This window comes from Streptomyces sp. NPDC060049, assembly GCF_042736715.1.
Lineage (GTDB): Bacteria > Actinomycetota > Actinomycetes > Streptomycetales > Streptomycetaceae > Streptomyces.
Genome location: NZ_JBHWVV010000009.1, coordinates 39,584 through 61,231 on the forward strand (window position 1 = coordinate 39,584; position 21,648 = coordinate 61,231).

Annotated in this window: 16 protein-coding genes; 4 read left to right on the forward strand and 12 right to left on the reverse strand. The window is 73.2% G+C overall.

Annotated elements, in window-relative coordinates; translation table 11 throughout:
- Positions 1-13 precede the first annotated feature (13 nt).
- The 8 genes from ACFWBY_RS18245 to ACFWBY_RS18280 form a co-directional block, all read right to left on the reverse strand.
- Positions 14-514 (reverse strand): hypothetical protein, encoded by a 501-nt coding sequence (locus ACFWBY_RS18245; protein WP_385338806.1) that lies wholly within the window; start codon positions 512-514, stop codon positions 14-16.
- Between the two features lie 251 nt (positions 515-765).
- Positions 766-3,708, reverse strand: a complete 2,943-nt coding sequence (locus tag ACFWBY_RS18250) for an ATP-binding protein (protein ID WP_385338803.1) — start codon at positions 3,706-3,708, stop codon at positions 766-768.
- A gap of 125 nt (positions 3,709-3,833) precedes the next feature.
- Positions 3,834-4,250, reverse strand: coding sequence for an ACT domain-containing protein (locus tag ACFWBY_RS18255; RefSeq protein WP_385338800.1), 417 nt, complete (start codon positions 4,248-4,250; stop codon positions 3,834-3,836).
- A gap of 110 nt (positions 4,251-4,360) precedes the next feature.
- Positions 4,361-4,588 carry a DUF397 domain-containing protein gene (locus ACFWBY_RS18260; protein WP_385338914.1) on the reverse strand — a complete coding sequence of 76 codons (228 nt, stop codon included), beginning with the start codon at positions 4,586-4,588 and terminating at the stop codon, positions 4,361-4,363.
- Between the two features lie 132 nt (positions 4,589-4,720).
- The gene (locus ACFWBY_RS18265) at positions 4,721-5,896 is read right to left on the reverse strand and encodes a thiolase domain-containing protein (RefSeq protein ID WP_385338798.1); all 1,176 of its coding nucleotides are present in this window, start codon (positions 5,894-5,896) and stop codon (positions 4,721-4,723) included.
- Positions 5,893-6,951, reverse strand: a complete 1,059-nt coding sequence (locus ACFWBY_RS18270) for a thiolase domain-containing protein (protein ID WP_385338795.1) — start codon at positions 6,949-6,951, stop codon at positions 5,893-5,895. The genes ACFWBY_RS18265 and ACFWBY_RS18270 overlap by 4 nt, the downstream gene beginning before the upstream one ends.
- Positions 6,951-7,919 (reverse strand): OB-fold domain-containing protein, encoded by a 969-nt coding sequence (locus ACFWBY_RS18275; protein ID WP_385338792.1) that lies wholly within the window; start codon positions 7,917-7,919, stop codon positions 6,951-6,953. The genes ACFWBY_RS18270 and ACFWBY_RS18275 overlap by 1 nt, the downstream gene beginning before the upstream one ends.
- A 429-nt stretch (positions 7,920-8,348) precedes the next feature.
- Positions 8,349-9,149 (reverse strand): crotonase/enoyl-CoA hydratase family protein, encoded by an 801-nt coding sequence (locus ACFWBY_RS18280; protein ID WP_385338789.1) that lies wholly within the window; start codon positions 9,147-9,149, stop codon positions 8,349-8,351.
- 174 nt (positions 9,150-9,323) lie between these two features.
- Between ACFWBY_RS18280 and ACFWBY_RS18285 the strand changes: the two genes are divergently transcribed.
- Complete coding sequence (locus tag ACFWBY_RS18285; RefSeq protein WP_385338787.1) at positions 9,324-10,991, forward strand: acyl-CoA synthetase; 1,668 nt, start codon at positions 9,324-9,326, stop codon at positions 10,989-10,991.
- Positions 10,992-11,069: 78 nt separating this feature from the next.
- On the opposite strand, the gene ACFWBY_RS18290 is transcribed toward ACFWBY_RS18285, so the two are convergent.
- Positions 11,070-11,954 (reverse strand): alpha/beta fold hydrolase, encoded by an 885-nt coding sequence (locus ACFWBY_RS18290; protein ID WP_385338785.1) that lies wholly within the window; start codon positions 11,952-11,954, stop codon positions 11,070-11,072.
- Between the two features lie 106 nt (positions 11,955-12,060).
- Here ACFWBY_RS18290 and paaK point away from each other — a divergent pair, with 106 nt between their 5' ends.
- The gene (gene paaK / locus ACFWBY_RS18295; protein WP_385338782.1) at positions 12,061-13,374 is read left to right on the forward strand and encodes a phenylacetate--CoA ligase PaaK; all 1,314 of its coding nucleotides are present in this window, start codon (positions 12,061-12,063) and stop codon (positions 13,372-13,374) included.
- A 190-nt stretch (positions 13,375-13,564) separates the two neighbouring features.
- Positions 13,565-14,389, forward strand: coding sequence for a YhjD/YihY/BrkB family envelope integrity protein (locus ACFWBY_RS18300; RefSeq protein ID WP_385338779.1), 825 nt, complete (start codon positions 13,565-13,567; stop codon positions 14,387-14,389).
- A gap of 90 nt (positions 14,390-14,479) precedes the next feature.
- Here ACFWBY_RS18300 and ACFWBY_RS18305 read toward each other — a convergent pair whose 3' ends face one another.
- Entirely contained in the window at positions 14,480-15,982 is a 1,503-nt protein-coding gene (locus tag ACFWBY_RS18305) for a fatty acyl-CoA synthetase (protein WP_385338777.1), read from the reverse strand.
- A 186-nt stretch (positions 15,983-16,168) separates the two neighbouring features.
- On the opposite strand from ACFWBY_RS18305, the gene ACFWBY_RS18310 reads away from it, so the two are divergent.
- Positions 16,169-18,610, forward strand: coding sequence for a penicillin acylase family protein (locus ACFWBY_RS18310; protein ID WP_385338774.1), 2,442 nt, complete (start codon positions 16,169-16,171; stop codon positions 18,608-18,610).
- Positions 18,611-18,756: 146 nt separating this feature from the next.
- Here the strand turns inward: ACFWBY_RS18310 and ACFWBY_RS18315 are convergent, their stop codons facing one another.
- Both ACFWBY_RS18315 and ACFWBY_RS18320 read right to left on the reverse strand, forming a co-directional pair.
- Positions 18,757-19,905, reverse strand: a complete 1,149-nt coding sequence (locus tag ACFWBY_RS18315; protein WP_385338771.1) for a calcium:proton antiporter — start codon at positions 19,903-19,905, stop codon at positions 18,757-18,759.
- 135 nt (positions 19,906-20,040) lie between these two features.
- Positions 20,041-21,642 (reverse strand): acyl-CoA synthetase, encoded by a 1,602-nt coding sequence (locus tag ACFWBY_RS18320; protein ID WP_385338911.1) that lies wholly within the window; start codon positions 21,640-21,642, stop codon positions 20,041-20,043.
- Between the last annotated feature and the right edge of the window lie 6 nt (positions 21,643-21,648).

Consider the following 21,648-nt stretch of genomic DNA (forward strand, 5'->3'; position numbering starts at 1 on the left):
GCCCCGCGGCGGTCTAGCCCTGCTGGAAGAGCTCGGCGGGGAGCGGCTTCAGCAGCGCGTACAGGTCGTCGGTGATCGGGCGGTCCCAGCTCGCGATGGTGACCAGCACGTTGTCGCTGCGGTCGAACTGCACGCAGCTGATCCGGCTCTCGGAGAGCTTGATCTTCCGGACGATGAGGAGGTTGTCGCCCTGCATGACGGGGCAGTCCTCGGCACCGGTGACCTCGACGTCCTCCTCGTTCTCGAGGGCGTCGAGGAGCTGGGCCACCTCGAAGGGGACCTGGCCGTCGGAGAGGTCACGGGCGGGGGAACCCTCGGGGAGGTTTCCGATGATCATCGCGGGGCCGCGTCCGCCGAAGAGGTCGTAGCGGAGGAAGACACCCTGGCAACTGCCGTCGGGCGCGGGCAGCAGCCCGGCCCCGAGATTGCCCGGCCAGTCCCCCGGGTCCATGGCCAGGACGTCGAAGTCCGGGCCGTCGGGTGTGGCGGCGCGGTGGCGGCGGAGGAAGGACATGCCGCCATGGTACGTGCCCGGCCGCCGTTCCCGGCCCTCCGCCCCCACCCCTGGCCGTGGCTCCGGACCGGGCCCCGGGCCCGCCGGGGCCACGGCCAGGGGTGGGGGCGGGGCCGTGGCTCCGGACCGGGCCCGGGCCCGCCGGGCCGCCCGGGGTGTCCCTACCGCGGCCTGGGACCCAGGCCGCGCCCCGACCCCCGGAGCCTGCGCCCCGGGCTCCGGCTGGGCTGAACCGTCCGGCCCCGCGGGCGTCAGCGATTCCACTGGGCCGACGCCGCCACCGCCTCCCGCAGGCCCGCTCGGTCCGTGCCCAGTTTGCGGTACACGGGCGACTGCTCTTCCTCGGAGACCGTCGCGTCACCGGCCAGGAGCCGCTGCGCCACCTTCCAGTCGTCCCCGTCCAGCGCGTCCTCCCAGAGGACCACGCACGGGCCGGGGAGGCCGACCGCCAGCAGTGCCTCCGTGGCGGTGTCCACCAGAGCGTCCGCCCCGCACTGGCGGGCCGCGACCACCGCCCGGAGCAGCACGTCCCCGTCGCGCCGCTCCTGCCCCAGCGCGGTCAGCGCGAGCGCCAGTTCGTAGCCCGCCGGGGAAGCCGACAGCAGCTCCACCGCCTCTTCGAGCAGCGCCGGCCGCCCGGGCCCCGAGGGGGCCACCTCCGCCGCCACCCGCAGGGCCTGGCCGATGCCCGACGGAGCCCCGAACGCGCGGGCCCGCCGTACCGCGTCCGCGGCCAGCTCCCGGGCCCGCGACGGGTCCTCCGCGGCCACCGCGCGGGCCAGGTGCAACCGCCACGGACACCACGTCGGGTTCTGGATCCCCCGCGGGCTCAGCCTGCGGTCCACGGCCTCCAGCTCCGCCACCGCGGCCTTCGTCTGACCGCGTGCGAGCAGCAGCTCGGCGTAGACCGTCTGGGAGTCCGGGAAGACGACGGCCGCCGGGAAGGGCTCCCCGTACTCGTGTTCCCGTGCCAGTTCCCAGGCCTCGTCGACCCTGCCCCGGGCGAGCAGCGTGGTGAGGAGGATCGCGATGGCGTACCAGTGCACGGGGGTGCGCCGCCCGACCCGCTCGGCGAGCCGCAGCCCGGCCCGTCCCAGCTCCTCCGCCTCCGCCAGCCGTCCGCGGCGGTAGCGGATGTAGGCGCGCAGACTGTACGCGAAGGACAGGTGCGCCCCGCGCCAGCCCTGCCGCTCGAACTCCGCGGTGCCCGCCTCGAACAGTTCCTCGGCCCGCCCCGGCCGGTCGGCGTACATGTGCACCATGGCGACGAGCACGGGTACCTCGAACCCGCGGTCCTCGTGCGCCCAGCTGAACCCGGTCTCGAGCACCCGGCCCGCGTGGTGCAGGGCCACGTCGACCGGCTCCCCGCGCAGGCAGGCGTCCCACGCGCGCAGCCCGATCACATACCGCTCGGTGAGGTTCCGCCCGGTCAGCCGGTCGGCGAGCTTCGCGAGCCGCCGCGAGCGTGCCGGGGAGTCGGTCTCGGCGGCGTTGAAGGCGTCCCACATGAACTGCTCGGACTGCAGGCGCAGCCGGGCGCGCACGTCCTGGGTGGACGGGATCTCCCGCGCGAGGCACTCCGAGGCCTCGGCGAGGCGGTCGCTGTGCGAGAGCACCTGGGCCAGCCGGATGACGATGCCCTGGCGCAGCGCCGGGTCCTCGAAGGGCTCCGCGAGGGCGGCGCGCAGGTGGTTGACGGTGGTGGCGGGCTCGGTGAGCAGGGAGGCGCAGCCGAGTTCGTAGAGCACGGCCGCCCGCTCGTCGAAGTCCGGAGGCTCGCGCAGGGCCCGGGCAAGCTGGCGGCGGGCGGCTTCGGGGGCGCCGGCCCGGAGGTTCTCGCCGGCGGCCTCGCGCAGGGTGCGCACCACCCCGGGGTCGTTCTCGGGGTGGGTCTCCAGCAGGTGCCGGGCGGCTGCGGAGGGCCCGAGTCCGGCGTCGACGACGGCCGCGGCGGCCTTGCCGTGGAGGGCGACCCGCAGGGCGTCGGGGATGGCGCGGTATATGGAGGTGGCGATGAGGGGGTGGACGAACTCCAGCCCGGCCGAGTCCTCTTCGCCGAAGCCGGCCGGGCCGCCGAGGCCGCTGCGGCTGCCGGTACCGCCGGGTCCGCGCGCTTCGGGCGCGGCGGCTTCGGGCGCCGCAGCTTCGGCCGCGACGGCTTCGGCGGGCGCGGAGAGGATGCGGGCGCGGCGCAGCCGCTCGGTGGCGTCGACGGCCTCCTCGGCGCCGAGGCCGGCGACGCGCGCGGCGAGGTCGCGGGGGATGGCGGTGCCGAGGACTGCGCAGGCCCATGCGAAGCGGACGGTGGAGGGGCCGAGGCTGTGCAGGCGGGCGACGAGGCCGCTGCCGCGCTGGGCGGCGGCGAGGTCGCGCAGCAGCGGGGCGCTGGCTTCGACGGGGGCGAGGCCCTTGTCCCGTACCTTCGCGGTGAGTTCGACGGCTTCGAAGGGGTTGCCGGTGGTGACGGTCCAGGCCTCCCGGCAGAAGGCGTCGTCGGCGTGCTCGCCGACCGCCTCGCGGACCAGGGTGGAGACGGCTTCCTCGGTGAGCGGCGCCAGGGTGAGCGGTCGGTGTCCGGCGCGTCCGGGCAGCGTGCGGAAGGCCTCGGCGTGCGCGGGCAGTTCGTCGGGGCGGTAGGCGACGACGAGGAGCAGCGGAAGGTGTTCGGCGCGCGGAGCGAAGGCGGCGAGCCAGGAGAGGGACTCGGGGTCGGCCCAGTGGGCGTCGTCGAGGACGAGTGCGACGGGGGCGCGCTGCACGATGAGGTGGGTGAGGACCCAGTCGAGTCCGTCGCGCAGGCCCTGGGGGTCGGGCGGAGCGCCCTGTTCGGCGGCGCACAGGCCCAGGGCGGGGCCGACGATGGTGTACCAGCTGCCGAGGGCGGCGCGCAGTTCCGCGTCGGAGGAGCCGGCCAGCTGGGGCTGCATGAGCTGGCGGGCGACGTGGAAGGGCTGGCTCTGCTCCTGTTCGCCGCCCCGGGCGGCGAGGACGGTGCAGGAGGCGGCATGGGCGCGGCGGCGGACCTCGGCGAGGAGGGTGGTCTTGCCGAGGCCGGCGGGTCCCGAGAGGGCCAGCAGGGCGCCGCCCGCGTCGGGGCCGGGACCGGTCAGCTGGTCCAGGGCCTCGTCCACGGCGGCGAGTTCCACGTCGCGTTCGAACAGCGTGCGCCGTTTTCGGGTCCGGCGTTCCGTCATGGCTGGTACCCCCCAGGCCCGTTCAGAAGAATCAGCGTACGCCCGCGCACTTGCCCGGGAGGGCCCGTGCGGGAAAACGAGCGGATCTTCTTGTCGGGGTGCCGCCCGGGGCCTCCCGGGCGGGCTCAGCCCTCCGCGGAGCGGGCCGCGAGCGCTTCCAGGACGGCCACCGCCTCGGCGGCCCGGTCGGCGGCCACGAAGAGGTGGTCGTGGTGGTAGCCGGCGATGACGTTGCAGCTGAGGCCGTGGGCGCCGAGTTCGGTGGCGAAGGCCGCGGTGAGGCCGACGGCGTCCAGGGCGGAGTGGACGCGCAGGGTGATCCAGCCGGCGGTGTACTCGTAGGGGAGGCCGGCCCCGTCGGCCTCCTCCTGGGCGAGGACGAGGGTGAGCCCCTCGGGTTCGAGGATGCTGGCGACGGGGGTGAGGCCGGCCAGGGCCTCGGGGTCGGTGTCTCCGGGGATGGTGCAGAACACGTACAGCCCGTCGTTCAGTTCGGGGCGCATCGCGCTCAGCAGTTTCCGCAGGTCGCTCTCTCCACTCATGCGGACACCTTACCCTTTTGTCCGGATACGACTGTGTCCGGATACGACCGAGCGGCCCGGGCCGCCACCGCGGAGGTGGCGGCCGGGCCGCTCCGGGCCGTGCGTCCGCACTACGTCAGGTCGAACTCCCCGCCCCGCGCGTTCAGGACGAACTTGCGCCACTCGTCCGGCGCGAAGATCAGCGAGGGGCTTTCGGGGCGGTCGCCGTTGCGCATCGCGATGAACCCCTCCACGAAGGCGATCTGGACGTCGCCCTCCCCCCGGCTGCTCGACTGCCAGTCCGCCTCGGTCAGATCGAGGTCCGGCTTTCCCCAGCCGGCTGGCGCCTGCGAAGTCATGCTCTCTGCCACGTGCGTGTCCTCCCGGTACGTCGTCCCGGGGTCAGGTTAGCGATCGCACGCGGCGACGCACAGGCCACGATCTGTCACCCGTGGCCTGTACGGCACCCCGCCCCGGGGTCGGGCCCGCGTTCAGGAGGCCGGCGGTTCGGCCCCGACCAGCCACATCGAGAAGAACTGCGCGCCGCCGCCGTAGGCGTGCCCCATCGCCCGCCGCGCGTCCGGGACTTGGTGTTCCCCGGCCAGTCCGCGCACCTGGAGGGCCGCTTCCGCGAAGCGGATCATGCCGGAGGCGCCGATCGGGTTGGTGGACAGGACTCCGCCCGACGGGTTGACGGGGAGGTCGCCGTCGAGCTCGGTGACGCCTGCCTCGGTGAGCTTCCAGCCCTCGCCCTCCTCGGCGAAGCCGAGGTTCTCCAGCCACATGGGCTCGTACCAGGAGAACGGCACGTACATCTCGACCGCGTCGATCTCGCGGCGCGGATCGGTGATCCCGGCCTGCCGGTAGACGTCGGCCGCGCAGTCCTTGCCCGCCTGCGGGGAGACGAAGTCCTTGCCCGCGAAGAGCGTCGGCTCGCTGCGCATCGCCCCGCCGTGCACCCACGCCGGCGGCTTCGGCGAACGCGCCGCGCCCGCACGGTCGGTGAGGATCATCGCGCACGCGCCGTCGGAGGACGGGCAGGTCTCGGAGTACCGGATCGGGTCCCACAGCATCGGCGAGGCCTGGACCTTCTCCAGGGTGATGTCGTGTTCGTGCAGGTGCGCGTACGGGTTCTTCAGCGCGTTGCGGCGGTCCTTGTACGCCACCAGCGAGCCGACCGTGTCGGGCGCGCCCGTGCGCCGCATGTACGCGCGCACGTGCGGGGCGAAGAACCCGCCGGCCCCGGCCAGCAGCGGCTGCTGGAAGGGGACGGGCAGCGAGAGCCCCCACATGGCGTTGGACTCGGACTGCTTCTCGAAGGCGAGGGTCAGGACGGTGCGGTGGACACGGGCCGCCACCAGGTTGGAGGCGACCAGGGCCGTGGAGCCGCCCACCGAACCGGCCGTGTGCACGCGGAGCATGGGCTTGCCGACGGCGCCGAGGGCGTCCGCAAGGTACAGCTCCGGCATCATCACGCCCTCGAAGAAGTCGGGGGCCTTGCCGATGACGACCGCGTCAATGTCCGCCCAGGTCAGCTCGGCGTCCGCGAGTGCCCGCGCCGCCGCCTCCCGTACGAGTCCCGCGATGGAGACGTCGTGGCGGGCGGCCACGTGCTTGGTCTGCCCGATGCCGACGACGGCCACTGGCTCCTTGCCCGATGCGCTCATGCTCGGTCCCCTTCCAGGACGGCGACCAGGTTCTGCTGGAGGCAGGGGCCGGAGGTGGCGTGCGCGACGGCCCGGTCGGACTCGCCGCGGTGGATCCGGGCGGCCGCCTCGCCGATGCGGATCAGGCCCGCGGCCATGATCGGATTGGCGGTGAGCGCGCCGCCGGACGGGTTGACGGACACGCTCTCGTCGAGTCCGAGGGCCTTGCGCAGCACCACTTCCTGGGAGGAGAACGGCGCGTGCAGCTCGGCGGTGTCCACCGGCCCCTCGAAGACGCCCGCGTGCTCGGCGGCGATCCGTGTGGACGGGGAGTCGGTGAGATCGCGCAGCCCGAGGCTGTGCGCCTCGATGCGGTGGTCGATGCCGGTGATCCACGCGGGCCGCTCGCACAGCCGCCGCGCCACGTCCCCGGCGGCCAGGACGACGGCGGCGGCGCCGTCGCCGATGGGCGGGCAGTCGCCGGTGCGCAGCGGCGCGACCTGGTAGTCGCCCTGCGGGACGGCGCCGCTGAGCTGGGCGTGCGGGTTGGCGCTCGCGGCGGCCCGGCTGCGGGCGCCGATCGCGGCGAGCGCGGATTCGTCGGTCTCGCCGGCGTCGATGAGCGCCTGCGCCTGGAGGGCGGCCAGGGCCACCGAGTCCGGCCAGAGCGGGGCCAGGTAGTACGGGTCGAGCTGGCGCGTGAGGACGTCGCGCACGGATCCCGGGGAGGACTTCCCGTACGCGTACACGAGCGCGGTGTCCGCCTCGCCCGTCTGGATCTTGACCCAGGCCTCGTACAGGGCCCAGGCGCCGTCCATCTCCACGTGCGACTCGGAGATCGGCGGCCAGGCGCCGACACCGTCGAGGGTCATGGTGAAGGAGAAGGCCCGGCCGGCGAGGTAGTCGCTGGAACCGGAACAGGTGAAGCCGATCTCGCCGGCCTTCAGACCGGTCTGGGCCAGCACCTGGTGCAGGACCGGCATGACCATCTCGACTTCGCTGAGCTCGTCGGTACGGCGCAGGTGGTCGCTCTGCGCGAAGGCGACCACCGCGACCTCGCGGGCATGTCGGGCCATCAGATGAGCTCCTTGTACACGTCGTAGTCCGCGTCCGGCTCTCCGGTCGGGCGGTAGTGGTCGGGGTAGCGGCCGCCTTCGGTCCAGACGGGTTCGACGCGCAGGCCCATGCGGACCTCGTCGTACGGGATGCCGCCGATCCGGCCGTGCAGGGCGAGGCCGGCGCCGTCGAGGGCGATGTGGGCGTAGACGTAGGGGACTTCGATGTCGAGGTTCTTCGCCTTGATGTTGACGATGCAGTAGGTGGTGACCGTGCCGGCCGGGCCGACCTCGACCTGGTCGGTGGTCGCCACCCCGCAGGTGGGGCAGGCGCCGCGCGGGGGCACGTACACCTTGTGGCAGGACGGGCAGCGTTCGCCGATGGTCTTCTGCTCGGACAGGCCGGCGATGTACGCGGTCTGCGCGCGGCCGGGGCTGTAGGTGTAGTCCAGGCGGGCCGCGGCGACGATGCCGGTGACGGCGTCGGCGAACTCCCCGCCGTGGGGAGCCGCTTGCGCGGCCGGGTCCCCGTCGTGGGACTCCGCGGGCTCGAAGCAGGCGATGTCGGTGATGGCCCCGGTCCGCTCCGCCGCCCACCGCACCCGCACCCGCATGCCGGTGGCGACGGCCTCGGGCCCGGGGGCGTCGAGGGCGTGCAGGATCGCGGTGTCGGCGCCGTCGAGGCGCACGAGGACCCAGGCGAAGGGGGTGTCGAGGGGCTGGTTGGGGCGCGGGGAGCCGTTCCACGCCCAGGTGGTGACGGTCCCGGTGGTACCCACCTCGACCAGATCGCGGATCTCCTCCGCGGTGACGGGGTCGTACTCGACGGGCGGCACCATCACCTTGCCGCCGGCGGTCATGACCCCGAGGACGACGCCTTCGCGCAGCCCGGTGAGGAAGGCGCTCTGCACGGGCCCGAGGGACCGGGTGAAGGGGAACTCGACGACGAGGGGCGCACGGAGGATCTCCGGTGGGGACGCGGCTGTCATGGTGGCTCTCCGATGTTGGGGGACGGTCACGATCCAGGCCCCGCCGGCGGGCCACTCCAGCCCCGCCGACGGCAGTACAGCACCGCCGAGGCCGACTCCCGGCCCTCCACCGACGGCAATTCCAACCCCACCGGCACCCAAGGCCCGGCGCATCCAGCCCCGCCGGTTTTCGAGGCCCGGGGACCGGGGCGGCACCCCGAACCAGCGGCACCCGTATCCAGCCCCGCCGGCGTTCGAGGCGCGGCGGCCCGGGGGCGGCGCCCCCAACCAGCCCCGCCGGCGTTTGAGGCGCGAGGGCCCGGGGCGGCGCCCCCGGCAACGGTGCCGCGCCCGCGACCCGGCCGGCACCCCGGGCTCGCCCGCGGGCAGCGAAACCGGCACAGGCACGGGCACCGCACCGGCATCGAAGCCGCCGCGCACCGACACCGGCTACTCGCGCCGGTACAGCGCGGGCCGCTTCTCGGCGAAAGCCCTCGCGCCCTCCTTGGCATCGGCGGTGTCGAAGATCGGCCACCCGCGCAGGAGCTCGGACGCCAGCCCCTGCGTCTCGGTCATCTCCGCCGTCTCGTAGACGGACGCCTTGACGGCCTCCACCGCCAGCGGCCCGCACGCGTTGATCCGTTCCGCGATCTCCAGGGCCGCCTCCAGCGCCGTGCCGTCCGGCACCACCCGCCCGATGAGCCCGATCCGCGCCGCCTCCTCGGCGGCGTAGGGCCGCCCGGTCAGCAGCATCTCCAGTGCGTGCGTGCGCGGGATCTGCCGGGGCAGCCGGACCGTCGAGCCGCCGATGGGGAAGAGCCCCCGTTTGGCCTCGAACAGCCCGAACGTGGCGCCCTCCCCCGCGACCCGGATGTCGGTCCCCTGGAGGATCTCCGTCCCGCCGGCCACGCAGTACCCCTCCACCGCGGCGATGACGGGCTTGCGCGGCCGGTGGTGGCGCAGCATCGCCTTCCAGTGCAGGTCGGGGTCGGCCTTGAGCCGGTCCCGGTACTGGTCGCCCGCCATGCCCTTGCCGGCCAGCGCCTTCAGGTCCATGCCGGCGCAGAAGTCCCCGCCCGCGCCCGTCAGCACCACCGAGCGGATCGCGTCGTCCGCGTCCGCCTCCAGCCAGCCGTCGTACAGGCCCACCAACAGCGGCAGCGAGAGCGCGTTCTTCGCCTCGGGCCTGTTCATGGTGAGCACCAGCGTGGCGCCGTGGCGTTCCACGGTCAGGTGTTCCGTCCCACCCATTGCCGTCCTCCCGTCTCAAGACCTAGAACAGGTTGCAGGAGGGGCGGGTGCAGTTCAATAGTTTTCTGACACCCAGTCAGATTTCTTGGACGGTCCCCTTCCCTGTTGGGGTTGGCGACGCTCTAATGACCGCCGAGCAGACCAGCCATGGGATTTTCTGGGTCAGGAGGACCGGTGGAGTACAACATTGCCGACCTGTTCGAGTCGGTCGTGGACGTGGTCCCGGACCGCGAGGCCCTCGTGTACGTGGACCACCCCGGGACCGGCGCCGAGCGCCGCCTCACGTACGCCGAGCTGGACGCGGCGGCGAACCGCATCGCGCACCACCTGCTCGACAGCGGGCTGAAGGCCGGCGAGCACCTGGGGCTGCACCTCTACAACGGGATCGAGTACCTGCAGACCGTGCTGGCCTGCCTCAAGGCCCGACTCGTACCGGTGAACGTCAACTACCGCTACGTGGAGGAGGAGCTGGTCTACCTCTACAACGACGCCGACCTCGCCGCGCTCGTCTTCGAGGGCGAGTTCACGGAGCGGGTCGCCGCGGCGCTGCCGCAGACGCCGAGGCTGCGCCACCTGATCCGCGTCGGCCCGACTCCCGAGGGCGCCACGGAGCCGTCGGTCGCCCCCGTCGCGTACGCGGACGCAGAGGCGGCCGGATCGCCCGCGCGCGGTTTCCCGCCCCGCTCCCCCGACGACCTGTTCATCATCTATACGGGCGGCACGACCGGCATGCCCAAGGGTGTGATGTGGCGCGCCGAGGACCTCTTCTTCGCCGGCCTCTTCGGCGGCGAGCCGTCCGGCGAGCCGGTGAAGCGGCCCGAGGAGCTGGCCGAGCGGGTCGCGGCGCGCGGCGCAGGGCTCACCTTCTTCCCCGCTCCCCCGCTGATGCACGGCACGTCCACGCTGACCTCCTTCATCGCCTTCAACTACGGCCAGCGCGTGGTCATCCACCGCAAGTACGCGCCCGAGGAGGTGCTGCGCACGATCGAGAAGGAGAAGGTCTCCAGTGTCTCGCTCGTGGGCGACGCCATGCTGCGGCCCCTCATCGACGCCCTGAACGGGCCGCTGAAGGGCACGGACCTGTCCTCCTTGTTCAGCGTCTCCTCGTCCGGCGCGATCATGTCGGAGACCGTGCGCGCCGAGTTCCAGGAGCTCGTGCCGAACGTGATGCTGCTGAACAACTTCGGCTCGTCCGAGTCCGGCTCCAACGGCCGCGCCACGAACGACTCCGGCCCCGAGAAGGGCTTCCGCCTGGAGGTCAACGAGCGGACGCAGGTGGTCGACCCGGTGACACACGAGCCGGTGCCGGTCGGCGAACCGGGACGCCTCGCGCAGCGCGGACACGTTCCGCTGGGCTACTACAACGACCCCGTCAAGACCGCCGAGACCTTCTTCCAGAAGGGCTCCGAGCGGTGGGTGCTGCTCGGTGACATGGCGACCGTGGACGAGCAGGGCATCGTCACGGTGCTCGGCCGGGGCTCGCAGTGCATCAACACGGGCGGCGAGAAGGTGTACCCGGAGGAGGTCGAGCAGGCGCTGAAGTCCCACCCGGACGTCTACGACGCCCTGGTCGCCGGCGTCACCGACGCGAAGTGGGGCAGCCACGTCGCCGCCGTCGTGCAGGTCCGGGCGGGCGCGGCCGAGCCGACGCTGGACGAGATACAGAGCCACTGCCGCACCAAGCTGGCGGGCTACAAGATCCCGCGCCAGTTGGTCATCGCTCCCGCCATCCAGCGCTCCCCGAGCGGCAAGGCGGACTACCGGTGGGCGAAGTCGGTGGCGACGGAGGCGGACGCGGGCACGGGAGCGGGCGCGGGCGCGGGCGCGGAGGGCGCGCGCTGATCGTCCGTGGCCGAGAGGGGGCCGGGACCGGATTGGTCCCGGCCCCCTCTCGCGTGCCGTCCTTCGGCGCGGCGCCGCTCAGGCCCCGGTGGCCAGGAACCGCTCGACGCGCGCCGTGAACCACGCCTCGTCGTCCAGCCACGGGAAGTGCCCGCCGCCCGACTGCACGTCGACGACGCCCCGCGCGAAGAGCTCCGCGAGCCGGGCGGCGAGGGCGGGAGAGGGGTTGGAGTCCAGCTCCCCGGCCAGGACCAGTACCTCTCCGGTGACCCGGCGCAGGGCCTCCCGGGTGGCGGGCGGGTCGAAGGCGCCGGGGCCGGCGAAGGCCGCGGCCGCCTCGGCGTTCTTCTGTGCCGGGCTCAGTTCCGCGTGGGCGCGCGCCGTGTCGTCCCAGCGCCCGTAGGCCAGCGGCATGGACGCGGCCCAGTCGGCCTCGTCGGGGGTGCCGCCGGCGGAGAAGGCGGCGAGGGCCCGCTCGTAGGCGGCGATGGCCGTGTCGTAGGGCTCGCTGCCGGCCCGTCTGCGGACGTCCGCGAGGCGCGCCTGCGGGGACTCCGTGAGGTCGACGGCCCAGGAGGTCGGGGTGACGAGGGCGAGGCGGCGCACGCGGCGCGGGTGCGCCGCGGCGTAGAGCAGGGCGAGGTTGCCGGAGGCGGAGTGGGCGAGCAGGTCCACGCTCTCCAGGCCGAGGTGGACCCGCAGTGCCTCGACGTCCGCGACCTGGTGGTCCACGCGGTACGTCGACGGGTCGGCGGGCACCGCCGAGTCCCCGGTCCCGCGCAGGTCGAGCAGGATCAGCCGGCGGCCGGCGGACAGCCCGCCGAGGTCGCCCATGTAGGCGGAGGCCCGCATGGCGCCGCCGGGCAGACAGACGAGCGGCTGCCCTTCGCCTTGGACGTGGTAGGCGAGTTCGGTTCCGTCGTACGTGGTGAACGTGCAGGTGGAGGGTGCGGGGATCGTCATGGGTGAAATCTCAGCAGACGATCACCCGTTCGAGTAATTGATTTGGCCGCCGGGGTCCGGCAATCTACCGAATGATCGGTCGGTTGACTCGGAAAGGGTGGGCGGCATGGACGGGTACACGAAGGGCCTCGACGGCGGCGGTGCGGACGAGGGTGAACGGCTGGGCCCGGAGGAGCTGGCCGAGCTCCAGCTGACGCGGCTGCGCGCGACCCTGCGCCGGGCCTACGAGCGCGTCCCCTTCTACCGGCAGGCCTTCGACAAGGCCGGTCTGCGTCCCGACGACTGCCGTTCCCTCTCCGACCTCGCCCTCTTCCCCTTCACCACCAAGGCCGACCTGCGCGACCAGTACCCCTTCGGGATGTTCGCCGTACCGCGCTCCGAGGTACGCCGGATCCATGCCTCCAGCGGCACGACGGGCCGCCCGACCGTCGTCGGATACACCGACGCAGACCTGTCCACCTGGGCGGACGTCGTCGCGCGCTCGATACGGGCGGCCGGCGGCAGACCCGGCCAGATGGTCCATGTGGCGTACGGGTACGGACTGTTCACCGGCGGCCTGGGCGCGCACTATGGCGCGGAGCGCCTGGGCTGTACGGTCGTGCCCGCCTCGGGCGGGATGACCGACCGGCAGGTCCGGCTGATCCAGGACTTCCGGCCGGAAGTCATCATGGTCACCCCTTCCTACATGCTGACCCTGCTGGACGAGATGGAGCGCCAGGGCCTGGACCCCCGCGCGACTTCGCTGCGCACCGGGATCTTCGGAGCCGAACCGTGGACCGAGGAGATGCGCCGGGAGATCGAGGAGCGGCTGGACATCGACGCGGTGGACATCTACGGGCTGTCGGAGGTGATGGGGCCCGGCGTCGCGCAGGAGTTCGCCGAGACCAAGGACGGCTTGCACATCTGGGAGGACCATTTCTATCCGGAGGTGGTCGACCCGCTGACGGGCGCCGTGCTGCCGGAGGGAGAGGCCGGGGAGCTGGTCTTCACCTCGCTCACGAAGGAGGCCATGCCCGTCGTCCGCTACCGCACCCGGGACCTCACCCGGCTGCTGCCCGGTACCGTCAGGCCGGCGTTCCGCCGGATGGAGAAGATCACGGGCCGCAGCGACGACATGATCATCCTGCGGGGGGTGAACCTCTACCCCACACAGATCGAGGAAGTCCTCCTGCGGGTACCGGCCCTGGCCCCCCATTTCCAGCTCCGCCTGACCCGCGAGGGCCGTCTGGACGCCCTGACGGTACGGGTCGAGGCGCGCCGGGAGAGCGATGCCGGTCAGCGGGACGCCGCGGCCGCCGCCGTGGTCCGGGCCGTCAAGGAGGGCGTCGGCGTCTCGGTCGCCGTGGAGGTGGTGGATCCGGAGACCCTCGAGCGGTCGGTCGGGAAGATCAAGCGCGTGGTGGACCTCCGGGAGGCCTGAGCCGCGGACTCCGGGGCACCGGCCGCGCACCGGACCGGTACCGCTCGACCCGTCACGGCCGCACCGCTGGGCCCGTCCCGGCCGCGTCACCGGCGCCGCTCCGCCGGATCCGTCGCGGGGTCCACCCCTTCGGGCCCACTTCGGGGGGCCACCCGGGAACCGGCGGGCCCGTCCGGGTAGGGGAAGAGGCGTGACCTCGTTCTTCCGGCGGCTCCATGACCGGCTCCAGGCCTCCCCGGCGGGGCTGGCGTGGAGCCGTGGCCGGGAGATGGAGCTGATGCACCGGGCGATGGGCTTCGCCGCCCTCGGCTTCCTCACCCTGGTGCCCCTGCTCGTCGTGGTCGCGGCCGCCGCGCCGGGCAGCGGCTCGGGCTTCGGCCGCTGGCTCGGCCAGGCCCTCGGGGTGACGGCGTTCTCCAGGGAGCGGGTCGAGATGCTGTTCGGCGCCGCGGACCTGGCGCTGGAGCGGACCACCGCGTTCGGTCTGGCCGCGCTGGCCGTCTTCGGCCTGACCTTCGGCTCCGCCGTGCAGACCGGGTACGAGAAGGTCTGGGACCTTCCGACGGCCCGCTGGCACACCATGTGGCGGCACGTGGTGTGGCTCGCCCTGCTGGTCTGCTACCTCGCGCTGCTGGTCGCGATCCCCACACCGTCGAACGACGCGATCGGCACCTTGCTGGGTACCACGGGCGATCTCATCGGCACCTGTCTGTTCTTCTGGAGCTCGCAGCGGCTCCTCCTCGGCGGCCGGGTCCGCTGGCGCGCCCTGCTCCCGGGCGCGGCCGCCACGAGTCTGGGCCTGCTCGGACTGCGGGTGTTCTCGCAGCTGGTGTTCTCCCCGCTCATCGCCTCCAACGCCGTCACCTACGGCCCCTTCGGCACCCTCCTGGTCGTCCAGTCGTGGCTGGTCGGCGTCGGCTTCGTGGTCTACGGCGGCGCCCTCTTCGGACGCCTCGTCCACGAACACCTCGTCCTGCGCCGCTTCCGGGACGACGGCCACCCGACGGAGCCGTAGCCCGCTCCACCGGCTCGTCCCGACCACCGCGGGGGTCAGGTCGCGCGGACGGTCCGGGCGGGCGGGCGGGCAAACAGTCCGGGCAAGCGGTCAGGCGGGGGCCGAGAAGCGGTCGCGGAGGGCGCGCTTGAGGATCTTGCCGCTCGCGTTGCGGGGCAGGGCGTCCACGAAGAGGACCCGCTTGGGGGCCTTGAAGTGGGCGAGCTTCTCGCGGGCGTAGGCGAGCAGCTCCGCCTCCGTCACCCCGTCGCGCGGGACCACCACCGCCGTGACGGCCTCGATCCACCGCTCGTCGGGCAGGCCGACCACCGCCGCCTCGGCCACGCCCGGGTGGGTGTACAGCACGTCCTCGACCTGCCGGGAGGCGACCAGTACGCCGCCCGAGTTGATGACGTCCTTCACCCGGTCCACCACCGTGTAGTACCCCTGCGCGTCCCGGACCGCCAGGTCCCCCGAGCGGAACCAGCCGTCCCGGAAGGCCTTCTTCGTCGCCTCCGCGTCGTTCCAGTAGCCCCGGCAGAGCTGCGGGGACCGGTACACCACCTCTCCGGCGGTGCCGTCGGGCACGTCCGCCCCGTCCTCGCCGACGACCCGCGCCTCGACGTGGCGCACCGGCCGACCGCAGGAGTCCATCCGCCCCTCGTGCTCCTGCGGCCGGAGCACCGTGGCCAGTGGCCCGATCTCGCTCTGTCCGAAGCAGTTGTAGAAGCCGAGCCCCGGCAGCCGCGCGCGCAGCCGTTCCAGGATCGGCACCGGCATGATCGAAGCGCCGTAGTACGCCTTGGTCAGGGCGGTCAGGTCGCGGACGGCGAAGTCGGGGTGGGCGGCCAGGGCGATCCACACCGTCGGCGGTGCGAACAGGCTGTCCGCCGCCCTCGCCTCGACCAGGTCGAAGATCTCCGCCGCGTCCGGCGCGTCGACGATCGTGTTCCGCGCGCCCACCGCCAGGTACGGCAGCAGGAAGACGTGCATCTGCGCCGAGTGGTACAGCGGCAGGCAGTGGACCGGCAGGTCCTCCTCCGCCAGGTCCAGGGCCTCGATCGCGCTCTCGTACTCGTGGCAGAGCGCCTCGTGCGTCATCATCGCGCCCTTGGGCAGGGCGGTCGTCCCGGACGTGTACAGCAGCTGCGCCAGCCCGGCGGGGTCCCCGGACCGTGCGAAGGGCGCGGGTTCGGCCAGCTCCGCGAGGAAGGACCCGGGCGCGTCGCGCAGCGGCCGTACGGCGAACCCGTCGGGGATCCGTCCGGCCAGGTCCGGGTCCGCGAGGACGAGGGAGCTCGCGCAGTCCTCCAGGATGTGGGCGAGGTCCTCGCCGGTGAGGTTCTGGTTGACGGGCACGTGCGTGAGCCCGGCCCGGGCGCAGGCGAGGAAGGCGAGGAGGTAGGCGTCGCTGTTGTGCGCGAACGTCGCGACCCGGTCCCCCTCGGTCAGCCCGTACCGGCCGCGCAGCACGGCCGCGCCCGTGGAGACGGCGGCGTCGAGCTCCGCGTAGGTCCAGGTCCGTTCGCGGTAGCGGACCGCCGTGCGGTCCGGGACGCGCCGCGCGCTGTCGTGGACCAGTCCGTCGACCGTGTTGTTCCGCACTGGCGTCATACCGGGATCCTCGCCCCCTCGTCGGCACGGGTCAATGACCGCGGCCCCCGGATGCCGGTCCGCTCCCCCATGGATACCAAACGGGATGTTGACAGGGTGTCAGTCGGCCTGCGTGAGTGTGGGAGCACACAAGCACCGCCCCCACCGCACGGGCGATCCCGCCCATCCGCAGGCTACTTGGGAGGTATGTTGCACTTTTCTCACGGGCACCGTCGCACCCGCCCGCTCCTCCGCCGCGTCGCCGTCACCGGCGCCGCGCTCCTGGCCGCCACCGCCGCGATACCCGAGGCCGCCGCCCAGGAACGGGGCTCGGGGCCGTCCGGTGGAGGCCTGTCCGCCGTCGTCCGGTACACCGAGAACGGCATCCCGCACATCCTGGCCCAGGACTATGCCCACCTCGGATTCGGCACCGGCTGGGCGCAGGCCGCCGACCAGGTGTGCGTGCTCGCCGACGGGTTCCTGACCGTCTCCGGGGAGCGTTCGCGCTGGTTCGGCCCGGACGCCGCGCCCGACGGCTCGCTCTCCTCCGCGGCCGGGAACCTCTCCAGCGACCTGTACTTCAAGGGCGTCCGCGCATCCGGAGTCGTGGAAAAGCTGCTCTCCGCGCCCGCTCCGGCCGGGCCGGGCAAGGACGTCAAGGAGCTGATGCGCGGCTGGGCCGCCGGCTACAACGCCTGGCTCGCCCAGAACAAGATCACCGACCCGGCGTGCAAGGGCGCGCCCTGGGTCCGCCCGGTCACCGTCACCGATGTCGCGGCCCGCGGCTTCGCCGTGTCGGTGCTCGGCGGCCAGGGCCGCGCCGTGGACGGCATCACGGCGGCGCGGCCCCCGGTCGCGGGGACCCGCGCAGGCGGCGGCGAGGTCGACCCGGCCGACGCGGCCGACGCGGCCCGGGAGTTCTTCGACACCACCCGCTACGACATGGGTTCCAACGCGGTGGCCTTCGCCGGTTCCACCACGGCGAACGGCAGGGGCCTGCTGCTCGGAAACCCGCACTACCCCTGGCAGGGCGGCCGCCGGTTCTGGCAGTCGCAGCAGACCATCCCCGGCGAGCTGAACGTCTCGGGCGGCTCGCTCCTCGGCACCGCCGTGGTGAACATCGGCTTCAACGACAAGGTGGCCTGGAGCCACACGGTCGCCACGGGCACTCCCCTCAACCTGCACCAGCTCGTCCTGGATCCCGCCGACCCCACCGCCTATCTGGTGGACGGGAAGCCCGAGAAGATGACCGAACGCAAGGTCAGCGTCCAGGTGGCGGGCGGCGCCGCGGTCACCCGCACCCAGTGGTGGACCCGCTACGGCCCCGTCGTCTCCCATCTCGGCGCGGGCCTTCCGCTCCCTTGGACGGCGGCCACCGCCTACGCGCTCAACGATCCCAACGCCGCGAACCTGCGCGGCTCCGACACCGCGCTCGCCATGGGCAAGGCCCGCTCGGTGGCCGGCGTCCAGGACGCCCTGCGCCGCACCCAGGGCTTGCCGTGGGTCAACACCGTCGCCGCCGACTCGGCGGGCGGCACCCTCTTCACCCAGTCCCAGGTGCTCCCCCGGATCACCGACGAGCTCGCCGCCCGCTGCTCGACCCCGCTCGGCAGGGCCACGTACCCGGCCTCGGGGCTGGCGGTGCTGGACGGTTCGCGCGGCGACTGCGCGCTCGGCTCGGACCCGGACGCCGTACAGCCGGGGGTGTTCGGCCCCGGGAAGGCGCCGACGCTGCGCGACGCCCCGTACGCGGAGAACTCCAACGACAGTGCCTGGCTGGCCAATGCCGAGCACCCGATCACCGGCTACGAGCGCGTCTGGGGCAACGTCGGCGCGCCCCGGTCGCTGCGCACCCGCGGCGCGGTGGAGGACGTGGCCGCGATGGCCCGGAGCGGCGGGCTGACCGTGGCGGACCTGCAGGAGCAGCAGTTCGCGAACCGGGTCCCCGCCGGTGACGTGGCGGCGGCCGACGCGGCGAGGGCCTGCGCGGCCCTGCCAGGAGGTACGGCCACGGGCGGCGACGGCGCGGCCGTGGACGTGTCCGCGGCCTGCGGGGTGCTGGCGGCCTGGGACCGCACGGCCGACACCTCCAGCCGTGGCGCGCTGCTCTTCGACCGGTTCTGGCGGAAGCTGACCGCGAACACGGCGGCCAAGGACCTGTGGCTGGTGCCGTTCTCGGCGGCCGATCCGGTGGCGACGCCCCGTACGCTCAACCAGGCGGCCCCCGGGATCGGGCGGGCCCTGGCCGACACGGTCACCGAGCTGAAGGCGGCGGGCATCGCGCTGGACGCGCCGCTCGGGGAGCACCAGTTCGTGACGCGCGGCGGGCAGAAGCTCCCGGTGGGCGGCGGCACCGAGGCCCTGGGCGTCTGGAACAAGATCGAGGCCCCCTGGAACGCGGCGGCCGGCGGCTACCCGGAGGTCCTGCACGGCTCCAGCCACATCCAGGCCGTCGGCTGGGACGGCGGCCGCTGCCCGGTCGCGCGCACGCTGCTCACGTACGGCCAGTCCTCGAACCCCGTCTCCGCGCACTCCGCCGACCAGACCCGGCTCTTCTCGCAGGAGCGCTGGGTGAAGGCCCGGTTCTGCGAGTGGGACATCCTCACCTCGCCGCAGCTGAAGGTGGTCTGGCCGCGCGAGCGGCGCTGACCGCCGCTCACGCGTACGGCCGGCCGCTCTCCCGGCGCGGGAGGCCGGCCTGCCGTACGCGGCGGGGGTGCCGGTGTCCGTACGGGGCGGGGCGACGCTGTCCGTACGGGGCGGGTGGCGGTGTCCGCGTACGGGCCCCGGGGTGCTCAGGGGCTGACGGCGAGGAAGAGGTAGGCCGCCAGCAGCACGATGTGGACACCGCCCTGGAGCAGGGTGGCGCGGCCCGGGACGATGGTGAGGGCGCCGACGACGACGGTCAGCGCGAGCAGCACCATGTGGACCGGGGCGAGGCCGAGCACCAGCGGCCCGGAGAGCCAGATCGAGGCGAGCGCGATGGCCGGGATGGTCAGGCCGATGCTGGCGATGGCGGAGCCGTACGCCAGGTTCAGGCTGGTCTGCACGCGGTCGCGGCGGGCGGCGCGGACGGCGGCCAGGGTCTCGGGCGCCAGGACGAGCATGGCGATGATCACACCGACGACGGCGTAGGGCAGGCCGAGGTCGGCGACACCCCGTTCGATGGTCGGGGAGACCGCCTTGGCGTTGCCGACGACGGCGACGAGCGCGACGAGGAGCAGGCAGAGGCTGATGACGGTGGCGCGGGTGGTGGGCGGTTCGGCGTGCGCCGTGTCGTCGGACTCCGTGCCGGACGCTGCCGCGGCGGCGGCGTCCGCGGCTTCCTCCCGGATCCGCTTCGTGTCGACGGGCAGGAAGTAGTCGCGGTGGCGGACGGTCTGGACGGCGATGAAGAGGCCGTAGAGGGCCAGGGAGGCGCCGGCCGCGAAGGCCAGCTGGGCCGTGGAGAACTCGGGGCCGGGCTTGGACGTGGTGAAGGTGGGCAGCACCAGGCTGAGTACGGCGAGCGTCGCGACGGTGGCGAGGGCGGCGCCCGAACCCTCCGCGTTGAAGACGGCGACGCGGTTGCGCAGGGCACCGACCAGCAGCGACAGGCCCACGATGCCGTTGCACGTGATCATGACGGCTGCGAAGACGGTGTCGCGGGCGAGGGAGGCGGTCTTGTCCCCGCCGTCGGCCAGCAGGGTGACGATGAGGGCCACTTCGATGACCGTGACGGCGACTGCCAGGACGAGCGATCCGAAGGGTTCGCCGACCCGGAGCGCGACGACCTCGGCGTGGTGGACCGCCGCCAGCACCGCGCCGGCCAGACAGAGGGCCACCAGGGCCACGGCGAGCGAGGGCAGATCGCGTCCCCAGCTGAAGACGAGCGCGACGAGCGCCACCACGGGGACCACGACGGTCCAGTCGGTCAAGGGGGTTCTGTGCGTAGCCGTACTCATATCAGCCAACTTGCCAGAAGTGTTCCCTTTCTGCGGCCCAACGGCCGCCCTAAGGGCTCTGACGTGGCACTTCTCACGAAACTCCGGGCGTGGCGGGTCGGCCCCGCGGGGTGGACCCGCGGGGCCGGGCCACTTTCACATCGCGCGCGCGTGGCCCTCCCAGTACGGGTCGCGCAGCCGGCGCTTGTACAGCTTGCCGTTCGGGTCGCGCGGCATCGTCTCGATGAAGTCCACGGTCTTGGGCCGCTTGTACCCGGCCAGTTGGCGCTCGCAGTGGTTCAGGATCTCCGCCGCCAGCGCGTCGCTCGCCGCGAAGCCCTCGGCGGGCTCGATGACCGCCTTGACCTCCTCGCCCCATGAGGGGTGCGGGATGCCGAAGGCGGCGGCGTCGGCCACCGCCGGATGGGTGAGCAGCGCCGATTCGATCTCGGCGGGGTAGATGTTCACCCCGCCCGAGATGATCATGTCGATCTTGCGGTCGCGGAGGAAGAGGTAGCCCTCCTCGTCCATGAGACCGAGGTCGCCGACGGTGAAGAAGTCGCCGATGCGGTTCTTCTTCGTCTTGCCCTCGTCCTTGTGGTAGCTGAAGCCACCGGTGTTCATCTTGATGTAGACCGTGCCGAGTTCACCGGCGGGCAGCCGCTCGCCGTCGTCGTCGAAGATGGCGAGCTCGCTGATCGGCCAGGCCCTGCCCACGGTTCCCGGCTTCTTCAGCCAGTCCTCGGCCGTCGCGAAGGCGCCGCCGCCCTCACTGGCCGCGTAGTACTCCTCCACGCACCGGCCCCACCAGTCGATCATCGCCCGCTTGACGTGGTCGGGGCAGGGGGCGGCTCCGTGGATGGCGTGCCGCATCGAGGAGACGTCGTACGAGTCCTTCGTGTCCTGCGGGAGCGCGAGGAGCCGGTGGAACTGCGTGGGGACCATGTGGGTGTGCGTACAGGCGTGCCGGTCGATCAGGCGGAGCATCTCCTCGGGAGTCCACTTGTCCATCAGGACGAGCGGGTGCCCGATGTGCAGGGCGGCGGCCGCGAACTGCAGGACGGCCGTGTGGTAGAGCGGCGAGCACACGAGGTGGACGTTGCCGTCGAAAGCGCGGATCCCGAAGATCCCGAGGAAGCCGCCGAGGTACGTCTCCTCCGGGAGCTTGCCGGGCAGCGGGCGGCGGATGCCGCGCGGCCGGCCGGTGGTGCCGGAGGTGTAGTTCATGACCCAGCCGAGCGTGCGGTCCCCGGGCACGCCGTCCGGCTGCCCGTCGAGCAGCTCGCCGTACGAGCGGAAGCCCTCGACGGCTCCGACGGCGTAGCGGTGGCTCGCGGGCAGGCCCGCCTCGTCGGCCGCGGCGGTGGCGGCGTCGGCGAACCGCTCGTGGGCGATGAGGACCTTGGCGCCGGAGTCGGAGACGATCCAGGCGATCTCGGGGCCGACGAGGTGGTGGTTGACCGGGACCAGGTAGAAGCCGGCCTGGGAAGCGGCGAGGTAGGCGGTGAGGAACTCGACGCCGTTGGGCAGGACGACCGCGAAGACGTCCCCCTTCTCCAGTCCGGCGGCGCGCAGGCCGTGGACGAGTCGGTTGACGTCGGCGTGCAGCCGGGCGGCGGACCACTCCTCGCCCTCGGGGGCGACCAGGACGGTGCGGTCGGGATCGGCCGCGGCCTGGGCCCAGAAACCGTTGGGCGGCTGCGCGGTCGTGGCGGTCGGCGCGGTCGGGGCCGGCCGCTTGCTCGGTGAGTCGGTCATGTCGCT

Bases quoted from the DNA above. Each gene is read 5' to 3' on its own strand.
- ACFWBY_RS18245 (WP_385338806.1), bottom strand. From the start codon at position 514: ATGTCCTTCCTCCGCCGCCACCGCGCCGCCACACCCGACGGCCCGGAC.
- ACFWBY_RS18250 (WP_385338803.1), bottom strand. From the start codon at position 3,708: ATGACGGAACGCCGGACCCGAAAACGGCGCACGCTGTTCGAACGCGAC.
- ACFWBY_RS18255 (WP_385338800.1), bottom strand. From the start codon at position 4,250: ATGAGTGGAGAGAGCGACCTGCGGAAACTGCTGAGCGCGATGCGCCCC.
- ACFWBY_RS18260 (WP_385338914.1), bottom strand. From the start codon at position 4,588: ATGACTTCGCAGGCGCCAGCCGGCTGGGGAAAGCCGGACCTCGATCTG.
- ACFWBY_RS18265 (WP_385338798.1), bottom strand. From the start codon at position 5,896: ATGAGCGCATCGGGCAAGGAGCCAGTGGCCGTCGTCGGCATCGGGCAG.
- ACFWBY_RS18270 (WP_385338795.1), bottom strand. From the start codon at position 6,951: ATGGCCCGACATGCCCGCGAGGTCGCGGTGGTCGCCTTCGCGCAGAGC.
- ACFWBY_RS18275 (WP_385338792.1), bottom strand. From the start codon at position 7,919: ATGACAGCCGCGTCCCCACCGGAGATCCTCCGTGCGCCCCTCGTCGTC.
- ACFWBY_RS18280 (WP_385338789.1), bottom strand. From the start codon at position 9,149: ATGGGTGGGACGGAACACCTGACCGTGGAACGCCACGGCGCCACGCTG.
- ACFWBY_RS18290 (WP_385338785.1), bottom strand. From the start codon at position 11,954: ATGACGATCCCCGCACCCTCCACCTGCACGTTCACCACGTACGACGGA.
- paaK (WP_385338782.1), top strand. From the start codon at position 12,061: ATGGACGGGTACACGAAGGGCCTCGACGGCGGCGGTGCGGACGAGGGT.
- ACFWBY_RS18305 (WP_385338777.1), bottom strand. From the start codon at position 15,982: ATGACGCCAGTGCGGAACAACACGGTCGACGGACTGGTCCACGACAGC.
- ACFWBY_RS18310 (WP_385338774.1), top strand. From the start codon at position 16,169: ATGTTGCACTTTTCTCACGGGCACCGTCGCACCCGCCCGCTCCTCCGC.
- ACFWBY_RS18315 (WP_385338771.1), bottom strand. From the start codon at position 19,905: ATGAGTACGGCTACGCACAGAACCCCCTTGACCGACTGGACCGTCGTG.
- ACFWBY_RS18320 (WP_385338911.1), bottom strand. From the start codon at position 21,642: ATGACCGACTCACCGAGCAAGCGGCCGGCCCCGACCGCGCCGACCGCC.